Here is a 19,015-nt window from a genome sequence, read left to right as displayed (position 1 = left end):
CTAGCGCAAAAATTAATAAGTATCTTTGTGCTTTCAAAAAAATAGAATTGAGGTATTTTATCAAATTCGCCTACAATGGCACGCATTATCACGGTTGGCAAATCCAACCCAATGCCGCATCGGTTCAAGAAACGCTCAACAAAGCACTTTCGGTTGTCTTAAACACAACTATTAGTGTCATGGGAGCGGGCCGCACAGATACTGGTGTTCACGCAACCCAAATGTTTGCCCATTTTGATTATGATACTCCAATCAACGAGCCAACTTTAGTTCATAAACTCAACTCGTATTTGCCAAAGGATATTGTCATTTTTGCAGTGCAATTGGTTCATGATGACGCTCATTGCAGGTTTGATGCTAATAAACGTACCTACGAATACCACATTAACACCTTTAAAAATGCCTTTTTGCAAGAACAAAGTTGGTATTTTCATCAAGCACTTGATGTAGAATTAATGAATCAAGCGGCACAAATTTTGCTTGTGCACACTAATTTTCAATGCTTTTCTAAAGTAAACACCGATGTTAATACATTTGATTGTACTGTTTTTGAAGCCTATTGGACCGCAAACAATGGTCATTTGGTTTTTACCATTTCGGCCAATCGATTTTTGCGTAACATGGTTCGCGCCATAGTAGGAACATTAGTTAATGTAGGATTACACAAGATTACAATTGCTGATTTTTCAGCAATAATCGAAAGTAAAAACCGAGATAAAGCTGGATTTTCGGTGCCGGCACACGGGTTGTTTTTAACCAAAATAGAATACGATTACATCACTGAATAGCCTTGATTAAATTCCTAGACTTTAATTTTAGTAGAATTTCAGTAAATTATATTTATATCTAATAGCAGACACGAGCAAAGCGAATTGACGAAGTAAATAGCTCCAAAAAAAATATGAAAGCAAAAGCATTTGATACCCGACTGTTTAGTCGCATTTTAAAATTTACAAAACCATACAAATGGCGTTTTAATGGCGTTATAATATTTGCCATTTCACTCTCCATTTTTGCCGCATTACGGCCGTATTTGCTTAAGCAAACCGTTGATGCATATATTGCAACCGAAGATCAAAAAGGCTTGCTGTTGTACGTAACCTTGATGGGAATCGTGTTGTTACTGGAAGTCTTTTCACAATTTTACTTTGTATTTTGGGCCAACTGGCTCGGTCAAGATATTGTAAAAGACATTCGAACTAAATTGTTTCAACACATTTTAAGTTTCAGAATGAAATACTTTGACCACGTTCCTGTTGGGCAGTTAGTAACGCGAAGTGTATCTGATATTGAGTCTATTGCACGTATTTTTAGTCAAGGTTTGTTTATGATTATTAGCGACTTGATGAAAATGGTAGTCGTGTTAGGTTTCATGTTTTATATGAACTGGACTTTGACTTGGATTGTAATTGTAGCCATGCCAATTTTGGTGTTTTTCACTCGTATTTTTCAGAAAAAAATGCAGGTTGCCTTTGAAGAAGTTCGTACTCAAATTGCCAATATGAATTCCTTCGTGCAAGAACGTGTTACCGGAATGAAGATTGTTCAACTCTTTAATAGAGAAAATATTGAATCCGAAAAGTTCAAAGAAATCAACGACAAACACAAAAAAGCTTGGATAAAAACCATTTTATACAACTCCATCTTCTTCCCTATTGCAGATATCATCTCGTCATTGACACTTGGTTTTATTGTACTTTACGGCGGAATAAAAATTTTAAATGGAGATAACTTTACCACTTTTGGAGATTTATTCTCGTACACGATGTTTATTGGTATGTTATTTAATCCGTTGCGTCAAATTGCTGATAAATTCAACGAAATGCAGCTTGGAATGATTGCTGCCAATCGTGTTTTTGATATTTTAGACACGCAAGATCAAATACAAGATACTGGTGTTATTGAAGCACCTACTTTTAATGGTGCCATAACTTTCAATAAAGTTCGTTTTGGGTACATTCCGGAAGAAGAAGTAATCAAAGGCATCGATCTTGAAGTGCAAGCTGGCCAAACAGTTGCCATTGTAGGATCAACTGGAGCAGGAAAATCGACCATTATTAATTTATTGAATCGTTTTTACGAAATCAATAGCGGTTCGATTTATATTGATAATCAAAATATAGAGAACTATACTTTGGGTTCGTTACGAAAGCAAATAGCAGTGGTTTTGCAGGATGTTTTCCTTTTTGCAGATACTATCTTTAACAATATTACCTTACATAATCCAGAAATTGATCGCGACCAAGTATTGGCTGCCGCCGAAAAAATTGGTGTTCATGACTTTATTATGAGTCTGCCAGATAATTATGATTTTGATGTTAAGGAACGTGGCGTAATGCTTTCATCAGGTCAACGCCAATTAATTGCTTTTTTAAGAGCTTATGTAAGCAACCCAAGTATTTTAATTCTTGACGAAGCCACATCTTCTATTGATACTTACTCTGAAGAATTAATTCAGCGTGCTACCGAAACTATTACTAAAGGTCGCACCTCTATTGTTATTGCGCACCGACTAGCAACGATTGTCAACGCTGATAAAATTGTGGTAATGGACAAAGGATTAATTGTAGAGCAAGGAACACACCAAGAACTAATTAATCGCGAAAGTGGTTATTACAAAAACTTATACGAATCGCAATTTGTTTCTGAGTATAAATAAAATCCTTACATTTACTTGAAAATATTGTTACTATAACACATAAGCAAGTGAAAAAAATTGGACTTTCTTTCTTAATTGTACTATTCTATTCGTGTATCCCACTGCGAATTGCCCCAAATATTAAGGGCGACAAGATTGTACAAGCTAAAAAATTTAAAAAAGACCTACCCAATTGCTACGGTTTTGTATTTGAAGATAAAAAAAAGGCTGATGAATTTTATAATTTCATCAACACTAAATACAATTTAAAACATAGCAATGTCGATGCAAATGTTCCTATTATTATCGACAAGAAGACCTTTTATATGTCGTTTTTTGAAAGAGAAAGAATCTCAAAAACACTGAATTTAATACCAATTGCTGTTGACGCAGGTTTACAAAACAGAGGAAATGAGCCTATTTTTGAGAACAATTATACTTCCAGAGACGGGTATTGGTATATTGTCATTTCAGTTCGTGATGCTGAAATTAAAGACTGCCTCGACCCTACTCATCCCGAACAAGCAATTGTAATCAAACATTTAAAAAAGATAAAGGACGAATATTTTTCGACCACAAATTATGTTGAAGCCTATCTAAAAATGAAATGATTCTATTTTGGCTATCAACAAAGCTAATAAACTTGTAAAACGGTTAATTTTTTTTAAAATAAATCCTTAATTTTGCTACCCGAAAAGTGTTTCGAACCACTCGTAAATTACAGTGGTAGAGGTGCTAGATTTTCAACAATAAAAAAAACAAAAAAACTTTACAATGAAATACGATATTATAGTTTTAGGAAGTGGTCCTGGTGGGTACGTTACAGCTATTAGAGCATCGCAATTAGGCTTTAAAGTAGCGGTTATTGAAAAAGAAAACTTAGGTGGTGTGTGCTTGAACTGGGGATGTATTCCAACAAAAGCATTGCTGAAATCAGCTCAAGTTTTTGATTATTTAAAACATGCTTCGGATTACGGATTAACTGTTTCTTCATTTGATAAAGATTTCCCTGCTGTAGTACAACGCAGTCGCTCTGTGGCAGACGGCATGAGCAAAGGAGTTCAATTTTTAATGAAAAAAAATAAAATTGACGTTATTGATGGTTTTGGAAAACTAAAACCAGGAAAAAAAGTTGATGTTACTGACAAAGACAATAAAGTTACTGAATACAGCGCTGATCACATTATTATTGCTACCGGAGCGCGCTCTCGTGAGTTGCCAAACTTACCACAAGATGGTGTAAAAGTAATTGGTTACAGACAAGCAATGACTTTGCCAACACAACCAAAATCTATCATTATTGTAGGTTCTGGAGCAATTGGAGTTGAGTTTGCTCATTTCTACAACGCAATGGGAACAGAAGTAACTATTGTAGAATTCATGCCAAACATTGTTCCTGTTGAAGATGAAGACATTTCTAAACAAATGGAACGTTCTATGAAAAAAGCCGGAGTTAAAATCATGACTAACTCTTCTGTAGAACGTATTGATACCACTGGCGCAGGCGTTAAAGCATTTGTAAAAACAACTAAAGGAGAAGAAGTCCTTGAGGCTGACATTTTACTTTCAGCGGTTGGAATCAAAACTAACATTGAAAACATCGGACTAGAAGAAGTAGGTATCGCTACTGATAAAGATAAAATTTTGGTAAACGCATTTAATGCAACGAACATTCCAGGTTACTACGCTATTGGCGATGTTACTCCAGGGCAAGCATTAGCACACGTTGCTTCTGCTGAAGGAATCAACTGTGTTGAAAAAATTGCAGGTCTTCATGTAGAACCAATTGATTACGGAAACGTTCCAGGTTGCACGTATGCTACTCCTGAAATTGCATCAGTTGGATTAACTGAAAAACAAGCTAAAGAAAAAGGATACGAATTAAAAATTGGTAAATTCCCATTCTCAGCTTCTGGAAAAGCAAAAGCTTCTGGAACTCCAGATGGTTTTGTAAAAGTAATTTTTGACGCAAAATACGGCGAATGGTTGGGATGTCACATGATTGGTGCTGGTGTTACAGATATGATTGCTGAGGCAGTTGTAGCTCGTAAACTGGAAACTACAGGTCATGAAATTTTAAAAGCCATTCACCCACACCCTACAATGAGTGAAGCAGTAATGGAGGCCGTTGCTGATGCTTACGGTGAAGTGATTCACTTGTAATACTAAACTTTTAGGACAAAAAAATCCGATTGGCTCAAAATGCTAATCGGATTTTTTTTTGCAAAACAACACGATGTGACGCATTTGTTTAATTTTTGTACATTAACAATTATTTACAAAATGTACCCTAAATTCTAATTAAATCTACTTTATCTTTGTGAATGGTGGTTTAAACCACTTTTTTATTGAACTTATTTTACAGCAATGACACCAGAAAACAAACGATTTTCTACACTTTTAAGCGAAAACCAGAACAACAATTGGGTACGAGCAATCGATTCGACAAAAATCATTAAATGGATTGATGATTTATTCAAAATATTATTCCCTGAAAAGGCTTTGGAAACGCTACAGATTGAAGTATTACTAAATCAAAACAAGGCCGATTTTATCAGTATCTTATCTGAAATCGTAAAAGACAAACCTACCAACACCATCTTAGATGATGCTGAGGCGTTTTACAACAGCTTGCCGGAACTTTATTCTAACATGCAGGCTGATGCTCAAGCGATTTTAGATACTGATCCAGCTGCTGATTGCATTCAAGAAATTATCAATTCTTATCCAGGATTTTTTGCTATTGAAGTATACCGAATTGCCAATGCCATTGCAAAAAGAACTCCTTGCCTACTGCCACGTATAATTACGGAGTATGCACACAGTAAAACGGGTGTCGATATTCATCCAAATGCTACTATTGGCGTACCATTCATGATTGATCATGGCACAGGTATTGTAATTGGTGAGACTACCGTTATAGGAAAGCACGTGAGCGTTTATCAAGGAGTAACACTTGGCGCCTTGCAAGTAGAAAAAAGCATGCAAGAAAAAAAACGTCATCCAACAGTTGAAGACCATGTAATTATTTATGCCAATGCTACAATTTTAGGTGGCAGCACTATTATTGGAAATCATAGTATTATTGGTGGAAATACTTTTATAACAAAAAGCGTTAACCCATACTCGTTTGTAATGCAATCAAATAAAAACACTGTATTAAATCAACAGGAAACTAAGGATATTAACTTTTTTACGATCTAAAGAAATGACAAAATACAACAACATACTCGAAACCATTGGCAACACGCCACATGTAAAAATCAATCGCTTATTTGGCGAAAAACATAATGTGTACATCAAATTAGAGCGTGCCAATCCTGGAGCAAGCATCAAAGATCGTATTGCACTAGCTATGATTGAAGATGCCGAAACAAGTGGAAAACTAGTTGCTGGAGGTGTGATCATTGAAGCGACTTCTGGAAATACCGGAATTGGACTTGCAATGGTGGCAGCCGTAAAAGGTTACAAATTGATTTTGGTAATGCCCGAATCAATGTCGATTGAAAGACGCCGATTAATGAGTTTGTACGGTGCTGAATTTGTACTTACACCTCGCGAAAAAGGCATGAAAGGCGCTATCGAAAAAGCCCAAGAGTTAGTTGCAGAATTGCCAAATGCGTGGTCGCCGCTTCAATTTGAAAATCCTGCTAATATTGCTATTCACCAACAAACTACTGCTCAAGAAATCATTGCTGCTTTTCCGGAGGGAATTGATTATTTGATTACTGGCGTAGGCACAGGCGGCCATATTACAGGTTGTGCCGACATTTTAAAACAAAAATTCCCGAACTTAAAAGTCTTTGCTGTAGAACCCGAAGCGTCTCCAGTAATAAGCGGCGGAGCTCCTGCCCCGCACCCTATTCAAGGAATTGGAGCTGGTTTTATTCCAACAAACTTACACACAAATTTGTTAGATGGAAGTATCCAAGTTAGCAAAGACGAAGCTTTCACCTTCGCACAACGCGCTGCAAAAGAAGAAGGCATGTTTATTGGGATATCTTCAGGCGCATCGCTTGCTGCAGTAGCACAAAAATTAAATGAAATTCCAGAAAATGCTACCGTCCTCACTTTTTGTTACGACACAGGAGAACATTATTTGAGCATCGAAGGTTTATTTGTCTAATTCTTACAACAACCGACTTATAAATTTTAAGTCGGTTTTTTTTATTAAAGTTAAAGTAACTTCTCGAATTAATTCATTAATAGCTATCTAAGTCAATTACTTATAAATACTATGAAAAAAAATTTCTCGTTACTTGTTGTTTTCTTCCTCACTTTTATTTCCTGTAATCCTGATGATGATTTTAGAAATCCCGAAAAACAAATAAAAGGAACATGGGTTTTAAAGTAAGTCGTGCAACATAAAAATAATGCAACAGTTGTACTTGATCGCAGTAACACCGAATTTACTTTTGACGGAGCTACCGTTTCAATTAAAAAAGATACGCCTCTTCATTTATCAGGAAACTACAATTACTCCTTATTGATCGAGAACTATTTTAATCCAGATTTACAAGAACCAAAAGGAAAAGTCCTTTCAATAGATGGTATTAGATATATGTTTGAAATCACAGCAACTGGTGATAACATCAATTTAACGAATTTTTCAGATGGCAGAATCTCTTACTATTTAGAACGTAAATAACTACATAGCAATACACTCAACTATTACATAAAGAATAATGAGTTAATCTCAACTCTTAAAAAACCAAACGATTAAATTTTGTTTAATATTTTGTTAAATAAGTTAAACAGTTAGTTATTATACCTACATTTGAACATCTTAATTTAACAATCTAAAATAAACCTTATGAAATTAGTAAAAACAATTAGTGCATTAATGGTGGTTGGAGCTTTAACCACATCTTGCGGAGAAAAGAAAACAGCTGAAACAACAGAAGCTGTTGACTCAACTGCTGTAGCAGTTGATAGCACAGTAGTAACAGAAACGCCAAATATTGTAGGAGTAGCATCTGAGAATGCAGACTTCTCTACTTTAGTAACCGCTGTTAAAGCAGCTGGACTAGTTGAAACTTTGAGTGGTGAAGGACCCTTTACAGTATTTGCACCAAACAATGCAGCTTTTGACAAATTACCAGCTGGAACTGTTGATACTTTATTGAAGCCTGAGAGTTTAGAAAAATTAAAATCTGTATTAACATACCATGTTGTAGCAGGAAAATTTGATGCTGCAGCTGTAACAGATGCCATTACAAAAGGAAATGGAAAATATACTGTAACCACTGTACAAGGCGGAACTATCGTTCTAAGTTTAATAGATGGTAAAGTAATTTTAACTGATGCAAACGGAGCTACTTCAACAGTAGTGCTAGCTGACGTACCGGCTTCAAACGGAGTGATTCATGCAATTGACAGCGTTGTGATGCCAAAATAATTAGCTCTATATATTCAATCTGAAAGCCGTTGCATTAATTTGTGGCGGCTTTTTATTTCTAAGTTTGAATACAACTTAATGCTAGTTTTTGAATCCGTCACAATATTATTGTAATGTTAGCCTAAACTGGGAAAGTCAAATTGAGGCTCAAAAATGGTAGGTTTTTAATATCTTAGCATTTAAAAAATTATAAACCACAGCATTATGAAATTCAAATTATGTATCGTAATAGCTCTTTTTTGCGCTTCATTTGCGTTTGCACAAAAAGAAAAAGATCAAGAACAAATTAAAAAACTACTAGAACGAGAGTCATCAACCTGGCGTTTGCAAGATACAAAAGGTCATGCTGAATGTTGGCACATTCAACCTTACAGTCGAATTTTAGTTTCAACACTTGATGGAAAAACTTATGACGTACCACCATTGGCAATGATAACTACAGACACTCAACAAATGGGCAACGGCGGTTCATCAGTAAATAGTAATTACAAAATGAATATTAAAAAGAATACAGCATGGGTTAGTCACGATGAAATTTCTACTTCAATTGAGGGAAAAAAAACATACTCCTATGAAATACGCTTACTCGAAAAAATCAAAAAAAAGTGGAAACTTGTTGGACAATCGATTCATATTTACAAAAAAGAATAATTGTTTCTCCGAACGATTTTGATTTTTTGATAGTTTTTTTATCGATAAATACAGTTTTTAATATATTATTCTAACCAGCAAAACACTTCACCTTGCAACAAAATGAGGATTTTTAATTTTAGTCCTTATTTATTTACAATTTATTCCGTACTAAAAATGGTTTTTCACAAAAAATAAATTTATATTTGAGTACTAATTATACGTTTCTATCGAATGAGCTACTTAAAAAAGGAACTATATGAATTGATCAGCAATGATAACTCCATTTTTGATTTTATTCAAGAATCAGCCCTCGACGGTCTTTGGTACTGGGATTTAGAAAAGCCAGAGGAAGAGTGGATGAATCCAAAATTCTGGACAACTTTAGGCTATAATCCAGAGGAAATGCCTCATAAATCTAGTGCTTGGCAAAATATTATTTTTCCAGAAGACCTCGCCATTGCTGCAAACAATATCACAAAACATTTGGAAGATCCTAATCATCCCTATGATCAAATTTGCCGATACAAGCATAAAAATGGCTCTACCAAATGGATAAAATGCACAGGTAAAGCCATTAGAGATGAAAGTGGTAAGCCAACTCGTATGTTAGGCGCTCATATTGATATTACCGACTTAAAATACCAAGAAGAACTTTTAGAAAAATGCAATGAAGCTGCCCTAATAGGATACTGGGAGGTAGATTTAATCGAACAGAAGCTATATTGGAGTAGAATGACAAAAATCATTCATGAAACTCCACTAGACTTTCAACCAGTACTTGAAACAGCAATTAATTTTTTCAAAGTGGGAGAAAATCGGGAAGAAATAATTGCAAAATTTACTGCCTGCGCTGAATATGGAAAACCATATGATGTTCGTTTACAAATAATAACTGCAAAAAATAATTTAAAATGGGTGCGATCAATAGGTCAAGCCTCATTTGTAAACGGTAAATGCGCTAAAGTTTATGGTACTTTTCAGGATATAACCGCTGAAAAAAAAGCCAAATTTGCCTTAATTAAAGAAAAAGAAAAGCTTCAAACCGTTCTAGAAGGCACTAATTTAGGTACTTGGGAATGGAATATTTATACCGGCGAACTACAATTTAACAAACGCTGGGCTGAAATGATCGGGTATACGAGAGATGAATTAGAGCCTATTAGCATTCAAACTTGGTTAAATTTGGTTCATCCAGATGATTTAAAAATATCTCAAGCAAAACTTCAAGAATGTTTTGAAAAAAAATCAGAATTTTATAGCGCGGAGTGCAGGATGCGTCATAAAAACGGAGAATGGATTTGGATTCTTGATCACGGTAAAATCATAAGCTGGGCTGATGATGGACAACCATTACTTATGTATGGCACCCACATGGACATCACCGAAAGTAAAAAGTTATTTGAGTTAAACAAACAGTTTATTGCTCAAAACCCAACAGCTATAGCCATGCTAGATAACGACATGGTTTACATACAAGCCTCTGAAAAATGGAGAAATGATTATGGACTCAAAGATATTGATGTTGTTGGAAAATACCACAAAGACCTATTCCCAGAAATAGCGCGCGAGTGGAAACCAATTTACGATGACGTACTTGAAGGAAATATAAGAACTAACGAAGGACAAGAATTTATTCGAGAAGATGGCTCATCCTTATGGCTTGAATGGGAGATAAAACCTTGGTATAATGATGCGAAAAAAGTCGGAGGAATTATAATTTATACCTCTGACATAACGCAAAGGAAAAAAACAGAGGAAAACTTACGCATTAGCGAAGAAGCATTTAGAGGGAATTTTGAAAATGCAGCCATTGGAATGGCTTTATTAAACTTAGATGGGCAGTGGCTTAAAGTCAACAAGAACCTTTGCGGTATCTTGGGCTACTCAGAGTCTGAACTCTTAGAACTGACCTTTCAAGACATCACCCATCCAGAAGATCTCGATGCTGATTTAAAACAATTAAATGAACTCATTGCCGGAAATATCAAGTATTACCATATCGAAAAAAGATATATTTGCAAAAATGGTGCTATAGTTCATATAATATTAGCTGCTTCTTTAGTCCGAGACGATAATCAAAAACCTTTATATTTCATTTCACAAATAATTGATATTTCTTCTCAAAAAAAGGCGGAAGAAGAAATCCAAACATTATTATTAGTGACCAAAGATCAAAATGAAAGACTGAAAAACTTTGCTCATATTGTATCGCATAATCTTCGATCACATTCCGGAAACATTGCAATGATGATTGATTTATTATTGTACGAAAACAAATACCTAGCAGATAATGAAATTATACAATTACTTGATGGAGCTTCAAAAAACCTAAAAGAAACGATTGCGCATTTAAACGAAGTAGTATTGATGAACACAACTATTAGCGATAATTTAATTAGCGTTGATCTAAAAAAATCAATTGAATCCAACATTCAAAACCTTCAAGCTTTAATCATTAGCGCACATGTAGAGGTTTACAACGCAATTCCTGAAGGTGTTTTCATCAAAGGTATTCCGGCTTATGTAGATAGTATTCTATTAAATTTTTTGACTAATGCAATAAAGTACAGATCAATAATTCATCCTCCTACAATCAAATTATCCCTATTAGACCATGAAAATCAAGCCGTTTTATGTATTGCTGACAATGGTATTGGAATTGATTTGAAGCAAAATGGAGATAAACTATTTGGTATGTACAAAACTTTTCACGGTAATGAAGACGCCCGAGGAATTGGTCTTTTTATTACCAAAAATCAAATAGAAGCTCTCGGGGGAAAAGTAGAGATAGAAAGCGAACTTAACAAAGGTACCACCTTTAAAATATATTTTAATTATGCCTAAGATTGACATTGCATGTATTATTGATGATGATCCTATTTTTGTATTTGGAACAAAAAGAATCATGGAAATTGCTGATTTCTGCGAAAGTTTTATGATTTTCAGAAATGGAAAAGAAGCCTTTGAGCACCTTGAAACAATTATTTTAGCCGATAAAAAATTACCGGATTTAATTCTTTTGGATTTAAATATGCCAATTTGGGATGGGTGGAAATTTTTAGATGAATTTACAAAAATTCCTAGTGCTAACCCAATCACTATTTACATCATGACAAGTTCGATTGATCCTGCCGATGTAGAAAAAGCAAAAAGTTATGATGCTGTAAGCAACTATCTAGTAAAACCAATTACCATGGATGAGTTGCAAAAGCTTATTTTATAATATCGCATTCGCTAAAATTTGTAAGTTTTCAGAACTTTTTAATTTAAAAAAAGCTTTTTTCAAAGGATTACAAAAATGTCCATTGAAAAAAGCTTTTTTATTTTAAAAGTAAAATAAAGTTGATCAAATTGCATGCAAAGCTTGAACAAATAGATCTATATCTTCTTTGGTATTGTAATGACTCATCGAAACACGCAAACTTGGTTTTTTTAGATCCTCACCCGTAAGTAATTCAGCCAACACATGCGAAGGCTTAATACTACCCGATTGACAAGCACTACCACGCGATACAGCAATACCTTTCATATCCAAATGAAATAAAATCATCGCCGTTTTACTTTCTGAAAAAGGTAGCAAGATATTTACAACCGTATGTAAACCTTCTGCTGGTCCATTTACTCTAACACCCGGAAACGAATCTTCAAGTGATTTCAGTAAATAGGATTTAAGCAATTTTATATGCTGTTCATCCTCGCTTAAACTCTCATAACTCAAGGTCAAGGCATGCGCCATACCAGCAATTTGATGCAAAGCCTCAGTACCCGCACGCAAGCCTTTTTCCTGTTCACCTCCAAAAAAAAGTGGTTGTAATACTGTATTCTTGCGAATAAAAGCAAAGCCCACACCTTTTGGACCATGAAACTTATGGGCACTTGCAACTAAAAAATCAATAGGCAACTGACTCACATCAATCGGTAATTTCCCTACTGATTGAACTGCATCTGTATGAAACAAAGCAGAATGCTCTTGACATATTACACCTACACGATGCAAATCAAGTATGCTACCAATTTCATTATTTACATGCATTAAACTTACGAGGGTTTTGCGTTCCTGACTAAGTAATTCAACTAAATGAGTCAAATCTACACTACCATCGGCTTGTAAATTCACGTAATCAACTTCAATTTTAAATTCATTTTGCAATGCCAAAACTGCATGTAAAACCGCATGATGCTCAATTTTACTGGTTATAATACGGGTTATTTTTAAATCACGCACCGCCGATCGAATAATCCAATTGTTTCCTTCGGTACCACCTGAAGTAAAAATAATCTCTTGCGCTGTTGCATTTAAGTTTTTTGCAATCGATTTTCGAGCTAATTCTAAGGTGTTTTTGGCAGATCTACCAGAACTATGCGTAGACGATGGATTACCATATTCTTGGGTCAAAACACGGGTCATTTCTTGAATTACTTCAGGTCTTAAGGCGCTGGTAGCAGCATTATCGAGATATACTTTATTCATGGTGATAGATACTAATTGGGTCAAATAAATAACGTTGTTATACCAAACTGGATTTCTTTTTAGCAAACAATAACTTTTCATTAAAAACTACAATCGAAACCAAAATTAGGAAATACGAAAATAGTTGTACGAAGCTTACTTGTTCTTTGTAATAAAAAATAGCTAGTAAAAAATTGATGATTGGATTAATATAAATCATGATTCCAACTGCCGAAGAACTTATTCCTTTAAGTGCATATAAATTTAAAAACAAGGGAATAACCGTAAAAAACACAACAATTAGTGCCATACACCCGTAAAACAATGGTTCAGTAGGAACAGCTCCACTATAAGTAGGATAAAAGGGAGCCAAAATCAGCGCAGTAAAACTCAGTTGTAAAGTAAGTCCAAAAAACTTATCAATGGCAGTGTTTTTTCGTTGACTAATAATATAAAACGCATAAGTAGCCGCTGTTAGAAGGCTATAAAAAATAGCACTAAAATGACCATAACCCAACAATAGGCAACTCACAAAACTGATAAAAACAGCAAACCATTGCCACTTACTTAGTTGCTCTTTAAGTAAAAAATAGGCGAATACAGTCGTCAATATAGGACAAATTAGATAAGCTAATGAAGCCGCATTAACACTAACGTGGTTCATTACAAAAATATAAATGAACCAATTGCTTGATAAAAAAACAGCTCCACCCAAGGTCATCACAATTGCATTGCGCCGCTCCGCCAAGGGCAATGAACGCAAATAATACCAATTTTGTACAACTACTTTTCTCCTAAAAAGTACGTTGATCAAAATCATTGTAGCTACACTAAAAAAAACGCGGTAAAACAATATATCGAGTGAGGGATAATCTTGCAAAGGTTTGAGAGCAAAACTAAAAAAACCCCAAATAAAGAAAGCCGCAAAGGCCGCCGCATAATACGTATTTCGTCCCATGTAAGATATAAAATAAGTGCAAAGATACTCATTTATGTTGGCTAAATCCGCAAGCGAACTCCTTTGTAACAGCAAACTATTGAGGTCAAATAAACATTCACTTAACACAATATCTTGTTAAAAATGGGAATTTTGAAACGGAATCGATTCGATACAGATTAAAAATTATATTTTTGTTACAAATAGACGAAAAAAATGAAAAAAATATTGAGCCTAGTAACGCTAGCCCTGCTGTTTAACAGCTGTGATGACGGAGATATAGTTATTGAAGACATTAGTTTTGAAGATGGTACACCTACCAAATGTGCTACTAACAACATCATTTATAAAACAAAAGATAATGAGGCTTTGATTTTTGATGCCAGTGGGATTACGTTTCCTACTGAAGAAGGAAGTCAAGAAATCACGATCAACTCTTCTAACCGCGTGCTTTATCGTTTTTATAACGGACCAGTGACATCAGCAACGCTATGCGAAACCATACCTCCTGCGACACCTATTGTCATAAACGAATGGATAGCCACAAAAGGAATAATAGTAATCAATACAAAAGCCAATAAGGAACCAAATACTACGGATAACAGCAATAGAATTACAGGATATAATCACAACATCAGCTTTAAAAACATCGAATTTACAAAGACTGATAGTGCTCCCCAAACGTATCCAACATTCTTTTTTGGAGACTACAAAACTACCGCAACACCTTTGCCATTTTCATTCACCAAAGTATTAAAGCAATGCCCAACATCCAAACAATTGTACGACAGAAATAGTGCTGAAGCGCTAATTTTGGACATCGACCCAAGCCTGATAAGCAATACACCGACACCTTTAAATACTCCAAGAACAGCATTAATTAGTACTACAACAAACAAACTTACTTACCAATTATTTGGCGGTTTATTAACTGACGACTATTTCTGCAACCCTACATATCCTGCTACACCTGTAGTGAATGAAGAGTGGTTAGGCGTAGCTGGAGTTGCCAATACTAGCGGAATAATTGAAGTGACAACAACCTCTTTTGGTAACGGATTTAAACATACGATTGTATTAAAAAAGGTCAAAATGAAGAAAGGAAATAATGATTTTTTACTGGGTGACAATTACATTTATGGCGAACTTTTAACCACAAATTAAGAGTGAAAATCGGTTAAAAAAACACTGCTTTTTTGAGCTAAAAAATCCTAAATTCTAGGAGGTATTTAATACCATAAAACTAGAATTTGGGATTTTTTTTTATGCTCTAAAAAAACAATAAAAAAGCTTTTACATCGCACTTTGCTTGATAAAAACTTCAGTTGCACCTAAGCCATATTTTTGATAATTGGCATCTCTAAAATCGATGTTATCATAGCGACCCAGCAAAAAATCCAACTCCGATTTTAAAATTCCTTCACCAACTCCGTGAATAAAAATGATTCTCGGAATTCTGTTTCTGATTGCAAATTCAATATGCCTCTTGGCCGTTTCTGTTTGCAAGGTCAAGATATCATAATTTGACATACCACGTTTGTTCGGGACCAACTTTTCGATGTGTAAATCGAATTCTGGAGCGGCAATTTCGTGCTTCGATTTCTTTTCTTTTACAAAACTTCTCGGTTTTGGAATTTCTTTTTCCTTCGCAATCTCACTTACATTAATTCTTTTAATATCATTAAGTAAATTACTGGAATCGTTTACTTTAATAACTTCATTGACAAAAAATGTCATCGTAAAACCATCCTCAGTTTCTATTGTAACTTGGTTATTTTGAACGCTCAACACGCGTCCGCTGATGGCATCATCTAATACCTCTACTCGATCGCCTTTAGTTATCATGCTCTTCTTTTTTATCTTGATTTTTACTTGGTGTTTTAGCGCTTAATCGCATCATGCCAAACATGAAAACTAGAATTGCAACCACCATTATGTACACGTTTTTTTCTTTGCTCACCTGTTCGTTGAAAGCTATAGCTATTGCAACCACCATTATCAGAAGTACTATTTTTTTCATCTTTAAAATATCAGTTTCCAAAAGTACTGAATTTAAAATTGCCTCCTTTATTCTCAAAAAAGTTTCTCTTTTTTTTGTACTATTGTACCATATGGAACTCGAAGAAATACAAAAATTCATGTTACCTTGTTTAAGCAAAACACTCTTTGGAATTGAGTGTTTGGGTTGCGGTTTTCAGCGCAGTTTATTCTTGCTATTACAAGGAGAATTTCAAGCCTCTTTCGAAATGTATCCAGCCATTTTTACGAGCTTAATTTTCATTGCTTCGCTACTTCTAAATGCTGTTCATAAAAAAGGGAATTACTCAAAAATGATTTTTGTTTTAGCGGTCATTAACGTATCGATAATGATAGCTGGTTATTACTACAAACATTTTTAAAATTCATTTTTTCGAGAAAAACTTGCCGCGAAATTTATTCGCATACGCACAAATTCTTTTTGATTGTAAAGACCTTTTTTAACAAATTGAATTGAATTCGTGTTTCACTTTTTGCGTAAGCGTACGGCTGTATAAAAATTGTTCAATACCTTTGCAAAAGATCGCAACGATCTAAATTTTAAAAATAAAAGCAAGTCAAAAAATCTTTCAAATAAAATAGACCAAATCATCTCTCAAAAGTTGAAGATGACTTTACAATTGCTATGAGTAAAATGAAAGATAAAAAGTGCATTACAAATTATATCCAATGAAAGCATACCCCTTACTTCAATTAATTGGCAACACGCCTTTAGTCGAATCAAGTCACTTAGTAAAAAATAAAAACGTCAAACTTTTATTAAAGTTAGAAGGAAATAATCCTGGCGGTAGTGTAAAAGACCGAGCAGCTTACAATATGATCAAAGCGGCACTAGATCGCGGTGACATCAAAAAAGGCGACAAGCTTATTGAAGCTACAAGTGGCAACACCGGAATTGCATTAGCCATGATAGCGCAACTTTTTAATATTGAAATCGAACTGGTATTACCAGAAGACTCCACAATTGAGCGAACTCTGACGATGAGAGCTTATGGAGCGACGGTTACTTTAACTCCAGCCGAAACGGGAATCATTGGCTCAAGAGATTATGCAGACCAAAAAGTAGCCAAAGGCGGCTATGTTATGCTAAACCAATTTGCCAATGATGACAACTGGAAAGCACACTACAATACCACTGGACCAGAAGTTTGGCGCGATACCGAAGGAACCGTAACTCATTTTGTGGCGGCCATGGGAACAACAGGAACAATAATTGGAACCTCAACCTTCTTGAAAGAGCAAAATCCAGCTATTCAAATTGTGGGCGCGCAACCAAGCGATGGATCTCAAATTCCGGGTATTAGAAAATGGCCTCAAGAATACTTGCCGAAAATTTTCGATGCAAGTAAAGTTGATGTTACAATTGAAATTACAGAAGCAGAAGCGAGAGCTATGACCAAACGTTTGGCACGAGAAGAAGGCATATTTGCGGGTATGAGTAGTGGCGGCTCGGTAGCGGCTGCTTGTAAAATTGCCGAATCAATCGAATCTGGAGTGATTGTAGCCATTATTTGTGACCGCGGCGACAGATACCTATCATCTGACTTGTTTGATTAATAGTGACCATCTACAACAGTAATTTTTGCAAACCTTTATATTTATGAAAATCAGCAAATTTATTCCAATTCTTATTTTACTTGTCATGACAACTACAGCTCAAGGTCAAGATTGGCCAAATTTCAGTAAATACCAGTCACAAAACGCTGCACTTGTCACTACTAACAAGAACCAAGGACGAATTGTTTTTATGGGCGACTCCATAACCGAATTTTGGAGCGCAACAGATTCTGATTTTTTTTCAGGAAAAAACTATATTAACAGAGGCATTAGCGGACAAACAACCCCGCAGATGTTGGTGCGTTTTAGAGCAGATGTTATTGCATTGAAACCGGAAGTAGTGCATATTTTAGCAGGAATCAATGATATTGCAGGTAACACAGGACCATCAACTATTGAAATGATTGCTGATAACATCTTTTCGATGGCGGAACTCGCTAAAAGTCATAACATCAAAGTAATATTATGCAGTGTATTGCCTGCATACGATTTTCCTTGGAAACCCAATCAAAATCCAGCTGAAAAAGTTATTGCTCTTAATACAATGCTGAAAACCTACGCCAACGCGAACCAAATTGAATACATCGATTATTTTACCGCAATGAAAGACGATCGCAACGGACTCCCTTTAGCTTATTCTGGAGATGGTGTGCATCCCAATAAAATAGGATACCAAGCCATGGCTCCACTAGCAACCAAAGCTATTCAAAGAAGTTTAAAATAAAATCAAAAAAAAATGGCTCAAATTCATACTGATTTTGAGCCTTTTTTTTTAAAATACATCGTTCTACTTGATAAGTGTTGCAGTACTTGATATAGTTGCGTTTAATAACTTTGAAATCGGACAGTTTTTTTCTGCCTTTGTTACTAATTCTTGAAAAGCATCCTCGGTTATATCTTGTACTTTTGCTTGCACAGTTAAATGAGAGGTTTGTATGGCTCCATCAACAAAATCAATATCGCACTTAGTTTCTATTTGGTCTATTGCAAAACCAGCTTCTGAAATATAAGCGGTTAATTGCATCGTAAAACACCCTGAATGCGCTGCCGCAATCAATTCTTCGGGATTTGTACCTACTCCTTCATCAAACCTTGATTTAAATGAATATTGTGTATCGTGCAGAACAGTGCTTTGCGTACTCAAGTGACCAGCTCCTTCTTTTAAAGTGCCTTTCCAAACGGCGGTTGCATTTCTTTTCATAATAGTTTGTTTTTAGTTCATGTGTTTTATCAAAGATAGACGGAAGTCTTTAAACCAACTCTTTAAAAACTTTTTTTTAACACAAATTTGACTTAGCGATGTTCAACAAATCATCATAGAAATTAATAAATACAAAAAAAAGAATTAGTAAAGTAAAACAAACA

Annotated in this window: 20 protein-coding genes; 15 read left to right on the top strand and 5 right to left on the bottom strand. The window is 35.0% G+C overall.

Translation table 11 applies throughout. From position 1 onward, the window contains the following. Positions 1 to 47 precede the first annotated feature (47 nt). From truA to L1S34_RS05450, 11 genes are all read left to right on the top strand, one after another. Positions 48 to 788, top strand: a complete 741-nt coding sequence (gene truA / locus L1S34_RS05500; protein WP_236363148.1) for a tRNA pseudouridine(38-40) synthase TruA — start codon at positions 48 to 50, stop codon at positions 786 to 788. 113 nt (positions 789 to 901) lie between these two features. Next, entirely contained in the window at positions 902 to 2,659 is a 1,758-nt protein-coding gene (locus L1S34_RS05495) for an ABC transporter ATP-binding protein (RefSeq protein WP_236363147.1), read from the top strand. Between the two features lie 47 nt (positions 2,660 to 2,706). After that, complete coding sequence (locus tag L1S34_RS05490; RefSeq protein WP_236363146.1) at positions 2,707 to 3,249, top strand: hypothetical protein; 543 nt, start codon at positions 2,707 to 2,709, stop codon at positions 3,247 to 3,249. A 163-nt stretch (positions 3,250 to 3,412) separates the two neighbouring features. Continuing rightward, positions 3,413 to 4,801, top strand: coding sequence for a dihydrolipoyl dehydrogenase (lpdA, locus tag L1S34_RS05485; RefSeq protein ID WP_236363145.1), 1,389 nt, complete (start codon positions 3,413 to 3,415; stop codon positions 4,799 to 4,801). 204 nt (positions 4,802 to 5,005) lie between these two features. Beyond that, complete coding sequence (locus L1S34_RS05480; RefSeq protein ID WP_236363144.1) at positions 5,006 to 5,842, top strand: serine O-acetyltransferase; 837 nt, start codon at positions 5,006 to 5,008, stop codon at positions 5,840 to 5,842. A 4-nt stretch (positions 5,843 to 5,846) separates the two neighbouring features. Beyond that, positions 5,847 to 6,764 (top strand): cysteine synthase A, encoded by a 918-nt coding sequence (cysK, locus tag L1S34_RS05475; protein WP_236363143.1) that lies wholly within the window; start codon positions 5,847 to 5,849, stop codon positions 6,762 to 6,764. A gap of 231 nt (positions 6,765 to 6,995) precedes the next feature. Next, positions 6,996 to 7,286, top strand: coding sequence for a hypothetical protein (locus tag L1S34_RS05470; RefSeq protein WP_236363142.1), 291 nt, complete (start codon positions 6,996 to 6,998; stop codon positions 7,284 to 7,286). 165 nt (positions 7,287 to 7,451) lie between these two features. Further along, a complete protein-coding gene (locus L1S34_RS05465; RefSeq protein ID WP_236363141.1) occupies positions 7,452 to 8,036 on the top strand; it encodes a fasciclin domain-containing protein in 585 nt (194 codons plus the stop codon). A gap of 204 nt (positions 8,037 to 8,240) precedes the next feature. Further along, the gene (locus L1S34_RS05460) at positions 8,241 to 8,687 is read left to right on the top strand and encodes an endo-arabinase (RefSeq protein WP_236363140.1); all 447 of its coding nucleotides are present in this window, start codon (positions 8,241 to 8,243) and stop codon (positions 8,685 to 8,687) included. A gap of 213 nt (positions 8,688 to 8,900) precedes the next feature. Beyond that, positions 8,901 to 11,513: a PAS domain S-box protein gene (locus L1S34_RS05455; protein WP_236363139.1), complete on the top strand. Its 2,613-nt coding sequence runs from the start codon at positions 8,901 to 8,903 to the stop codon at positions 11,511 to 11,513. Next, entirely contained in the window at positions 11,506 to 11,892 is a 387-nt protein-coding gene (locus tag L1S34_RS05450; protein WP_236363138.1) for a response regulator, read from the top strand. Before L1S34_RS05455 ends, L1S34_RS05450 begins: the two co-directional genes overlap by 8 nt. Positions 11,893 to 12,015: 123 nt before the next feature. Here the strand turns inward: L1S34_RS05450 and L1S34_RS05445 are convergent, their stop codons facing one another. Together L1S34_RS05445 and L1S34_RS05440 are read right to left on the bottom strand one after the other, a co-directional pair. Next, positions 12,016 to 13,140, bottom strand: coding sequence for a cysteine desulfurase family protein (locus tag L1S34_RS05445; RefSeq protein ID WP_236363190.1), 1,125 nt, complete (start codon positions 13,138 to 13,140; stop codon positions 12,016 to 12,018). Between the two features lie 37 nt (positions 13,141 to 13,177). Next, a complete protein-coding gene (locus L1S34_RS05440) occupies positions 13,178 to 14,077 on the bottom strand; it encodes an EamA family transporter (protein WP_236363137.1) in 900 nt (299 codons plus the stop codon). 195 nt (positions 14,078 to 14,272) lie between these two features. Between L1S34_RS05440 and L1S34_RS05435 the strand changes: the two genes are divergently transcribed. Continuing rightward, complete coding sequence (locus tag L1S34_RS05435) at positions 14,273 to 15,220, top strand: hypothetical protein (RefSeq protein ID WP_236363136.1); 948 nt, start codon at positions 14,273 to 14,275, stop codon at positions 15,218 to 15,220. Positions 15,221 to 15,349: 129 nt separating this feature from the next. On the opposite strand, the gene L1S34_RS05430 is transcribed toward L1S34_RS05435, so the two are convergent. Together L1S34_RS05430 and L1S34_RS05425 are read right to left on the bottom strand one after the other, a co-directional pair. Further along, complete coding sequence (locus L1S34_RS05430; protein ID WP_236363135.1) at positions 15,350 to 15,901, bottom strand: Smr/MutS family protein; 552 nt, start codon at positions 15,899 to 15,901, stop codon at positions 15,350 to 15,352. After that, positions 15,891 to 16,076 (bottom strand): hypothetical protein, encoded by a 186-nt coding sequence (locus tag L1S34_RS05425; RefSeq protein ID WP_236363134.1) that lies wholly within the window; start codon positions 16,074 to 16,076, stop codon positions 15,891 to 15,893. Before L1S34_RS05425 ends, L1S34_RS05430 begins: the two co-directional genes overlap by 11 nt. Positions 16,077 to 16,167: 91 nt before the next feature. Between L1S34_RS05425 and L1S34_RS05420 the strand changes: the two genes are divergently transcribed. The 3 genes from L1S34_RS05420 (at position 16,168) to L1S34_RS05410 (ending at position 18,374) form a co-directional block, all read left to right on the top strand. After that, positions 16,168 to 16,455 carry a DUF2752 domain-containing protein gene (locus L1S34_RS05420; protein WP_236363133.1) on the top strand — a complete coding sequence of 96 codons (288 nt, stop codon included), beginning with the start codon at positions 16,168 to 16,170 and terminating at the stop codon, positions 16,453 to 16,455. Positions 16,456 to 16,762: 307 nt separating this feature from the next. After that, the gene (gene cysM, locus L1S34_RS05415) at positions 16,763 to 17,650 is read left to right on the top strand and encodes a cysteine synthase CysM (RefSeq protein ID WP_236363132.1); all 888 of its coding nucleotides are present in this window, start codon (positions 16,763 to 16,765) and stop codon (positions 17,648 to 17,650) included. 43 nt (positions 17,651 to 17,693) lie between these two features. Beyond that, the gene (locus L1S34_RS05410) at positions 17,694 to 18,374 is read left to right on the top strand and encodes an SGNH/GDSL hydrolase family protein (protein WP_236363131.1); all 681 of its coding nucleotides are present in this window, start codon (positions 17,694 to 17,696) and stop codon (positions 18,372 to 18,374) included. A 63-nt stretch (positions 18,375 to 18,437) separates the two neighbouring features. Here the strand turns inward: L1S34_RS05410 and L1S34_RS05405 are convergent, their stop codons facing one another. Further along, positions 18,438 to 18,851: an OsmC family protein gene (locus tag L1S34_RS05405; RefSeq protein ID WP_236363130.1), complete on the bottom strand. Its 414-nt coding sequence runs from the start codon at positions 18,849 to 18,851 to the stop codon at positions 18,438 to 18,440. Positions 18,852 to 19,015: the final 164 nt, after the last annotated feature.

This window comes from Flavobacterium sp. K77, assembly GCF_021608205.1.
GTDB lineage: Bacteria > Bacteroidota > Bacteroidia > Flavobacteriales > Flavobacteriaceae > Flavobacterium > Flavobacterium turcicum.
Note: the sequence above shows the minus strand (reverse complement) of the source record. Positions and strands in the feature narration are given on the sequence as shown.

Excerpts from the sequence above, each read along its gene's own strand:
- cysK (WP_236363143.1), top strand. The coding sequence starts at position 5,847 with ATGACAAAATACAACAACATACTCGAAACCATTGGCAACACGCCACAT.
- L1S34_RS05445 (WP_236363190.1), bottom strand. The coding sequence starts at position 13,140 with ATGAATAAAGTATATCTCGATAATGCTGCTACCAGCGCCTTAAGACCT.
- L1S34_RS05440 (WP_236363137.1), bottom strand. The coding sequence starts at position 14,077 with ATGGGACGAAATACGTATTATGCGGCGGCCTTTGCGGCTTTCTTTATT.
- cysM (WP_236363132.1), top strand. The coding sequence starts at position 16,763 with ATGAAAGCATACCCCTTACTTCAATTAATTGGCAACACGCCTTTAGTC.
- L1S34_RS05460 (WP_236363140.1), top strand. The coding sequence starts at position 8,241 with ATGAAATTCAAATTATGTATCGTAATAGCTCTTTTTTGCGCTTCATTT.
- L1S34_RS05450 (WP_236363138.1), top strand. The coding sequence starts at position 11,506 with ATGCCTAAGATTGACATTGCATGTATTATTGATGATGATCCTATTTTT.
- L1S34_RS05420 (WP_236363133.1), top strand. The coding sequence starts at position 16,168 with ATGGAACTCGAAGAAATACAAAAATTCATGTTACCTTGTTTAAGCAAA.
- L1S34_RS05405 (WP_236363130.1), bottom strand. The coding sequence starts at position 18,851 with ATGAAAAGAAATGCAACCGCCGTTTGGAAAGGCACTTTAAAAGAAGGA.
- L1S34_RS05425 (WP_236363134.1), bottom strand. The coding sequence starts at position 16,076 with ATGAAAAAAATAGTACTTCTGATAATGGTGGTTGCAATAGCTATAGCT.
- L1S34_RS05495 (WP_236363147.1), top strand. The coding sequence starts at position 902 with ATGAAAGCAAAAGCATTTGATACCCGACTGTTTAGTCGCATTTTAAAA.
- L1S34_RS05465 (WP_236363141.1), top strand. The coding sequence starts at position 7,452 with ATGAAATTAGTAAAAACAATTAGTGCATTAATGGTGGTTGGAGCTTTA.
- L1S34_RS05455 (WP_236363139.1), top strand. The coding sequence starts at position 8,901 with ATGAGCTACTTAAAAAAGGAACTATATGAATTGATCAGCAATGATAAC.
- L1S34_RS05430 (WP_236363135.1), bottom strand. The coding sequence starts at position 15,901 with ATGATAACTAAAGGCGATCGAGTAGAGGTATTAGATGATGCCATCAGC.
- L1S34_RS05435 (WP_236363136.1), top strand. The coding sequence starts at position 14,273 with ATGAAAAAAATATTGAGCCTAGTAACGCTAGCCCTGCTGTTTAACAGC.
- L1S34_RS05480 (WP_236363144.1), top strand. The coding sequence starts at position 5,006 with ATGACACCAGAAAACAAACGATTTTCTACACTTTTAAGCGAAAACCAG.
- lpdA (WP_236363145.1), top strand. The coding sequence starts at position 3,413 with ATGAAATACGATATTATAGTTTTAGGAAGTGGTCCTGGTGGGTACGTT.
- L1S34_RS05410 (WP_236363131.1), top strand. The coding sequence starts at position 17,694 with ATGAAAATCAGCAAATTTATTCCAATTCTTATTTTACTTGTCATGACA.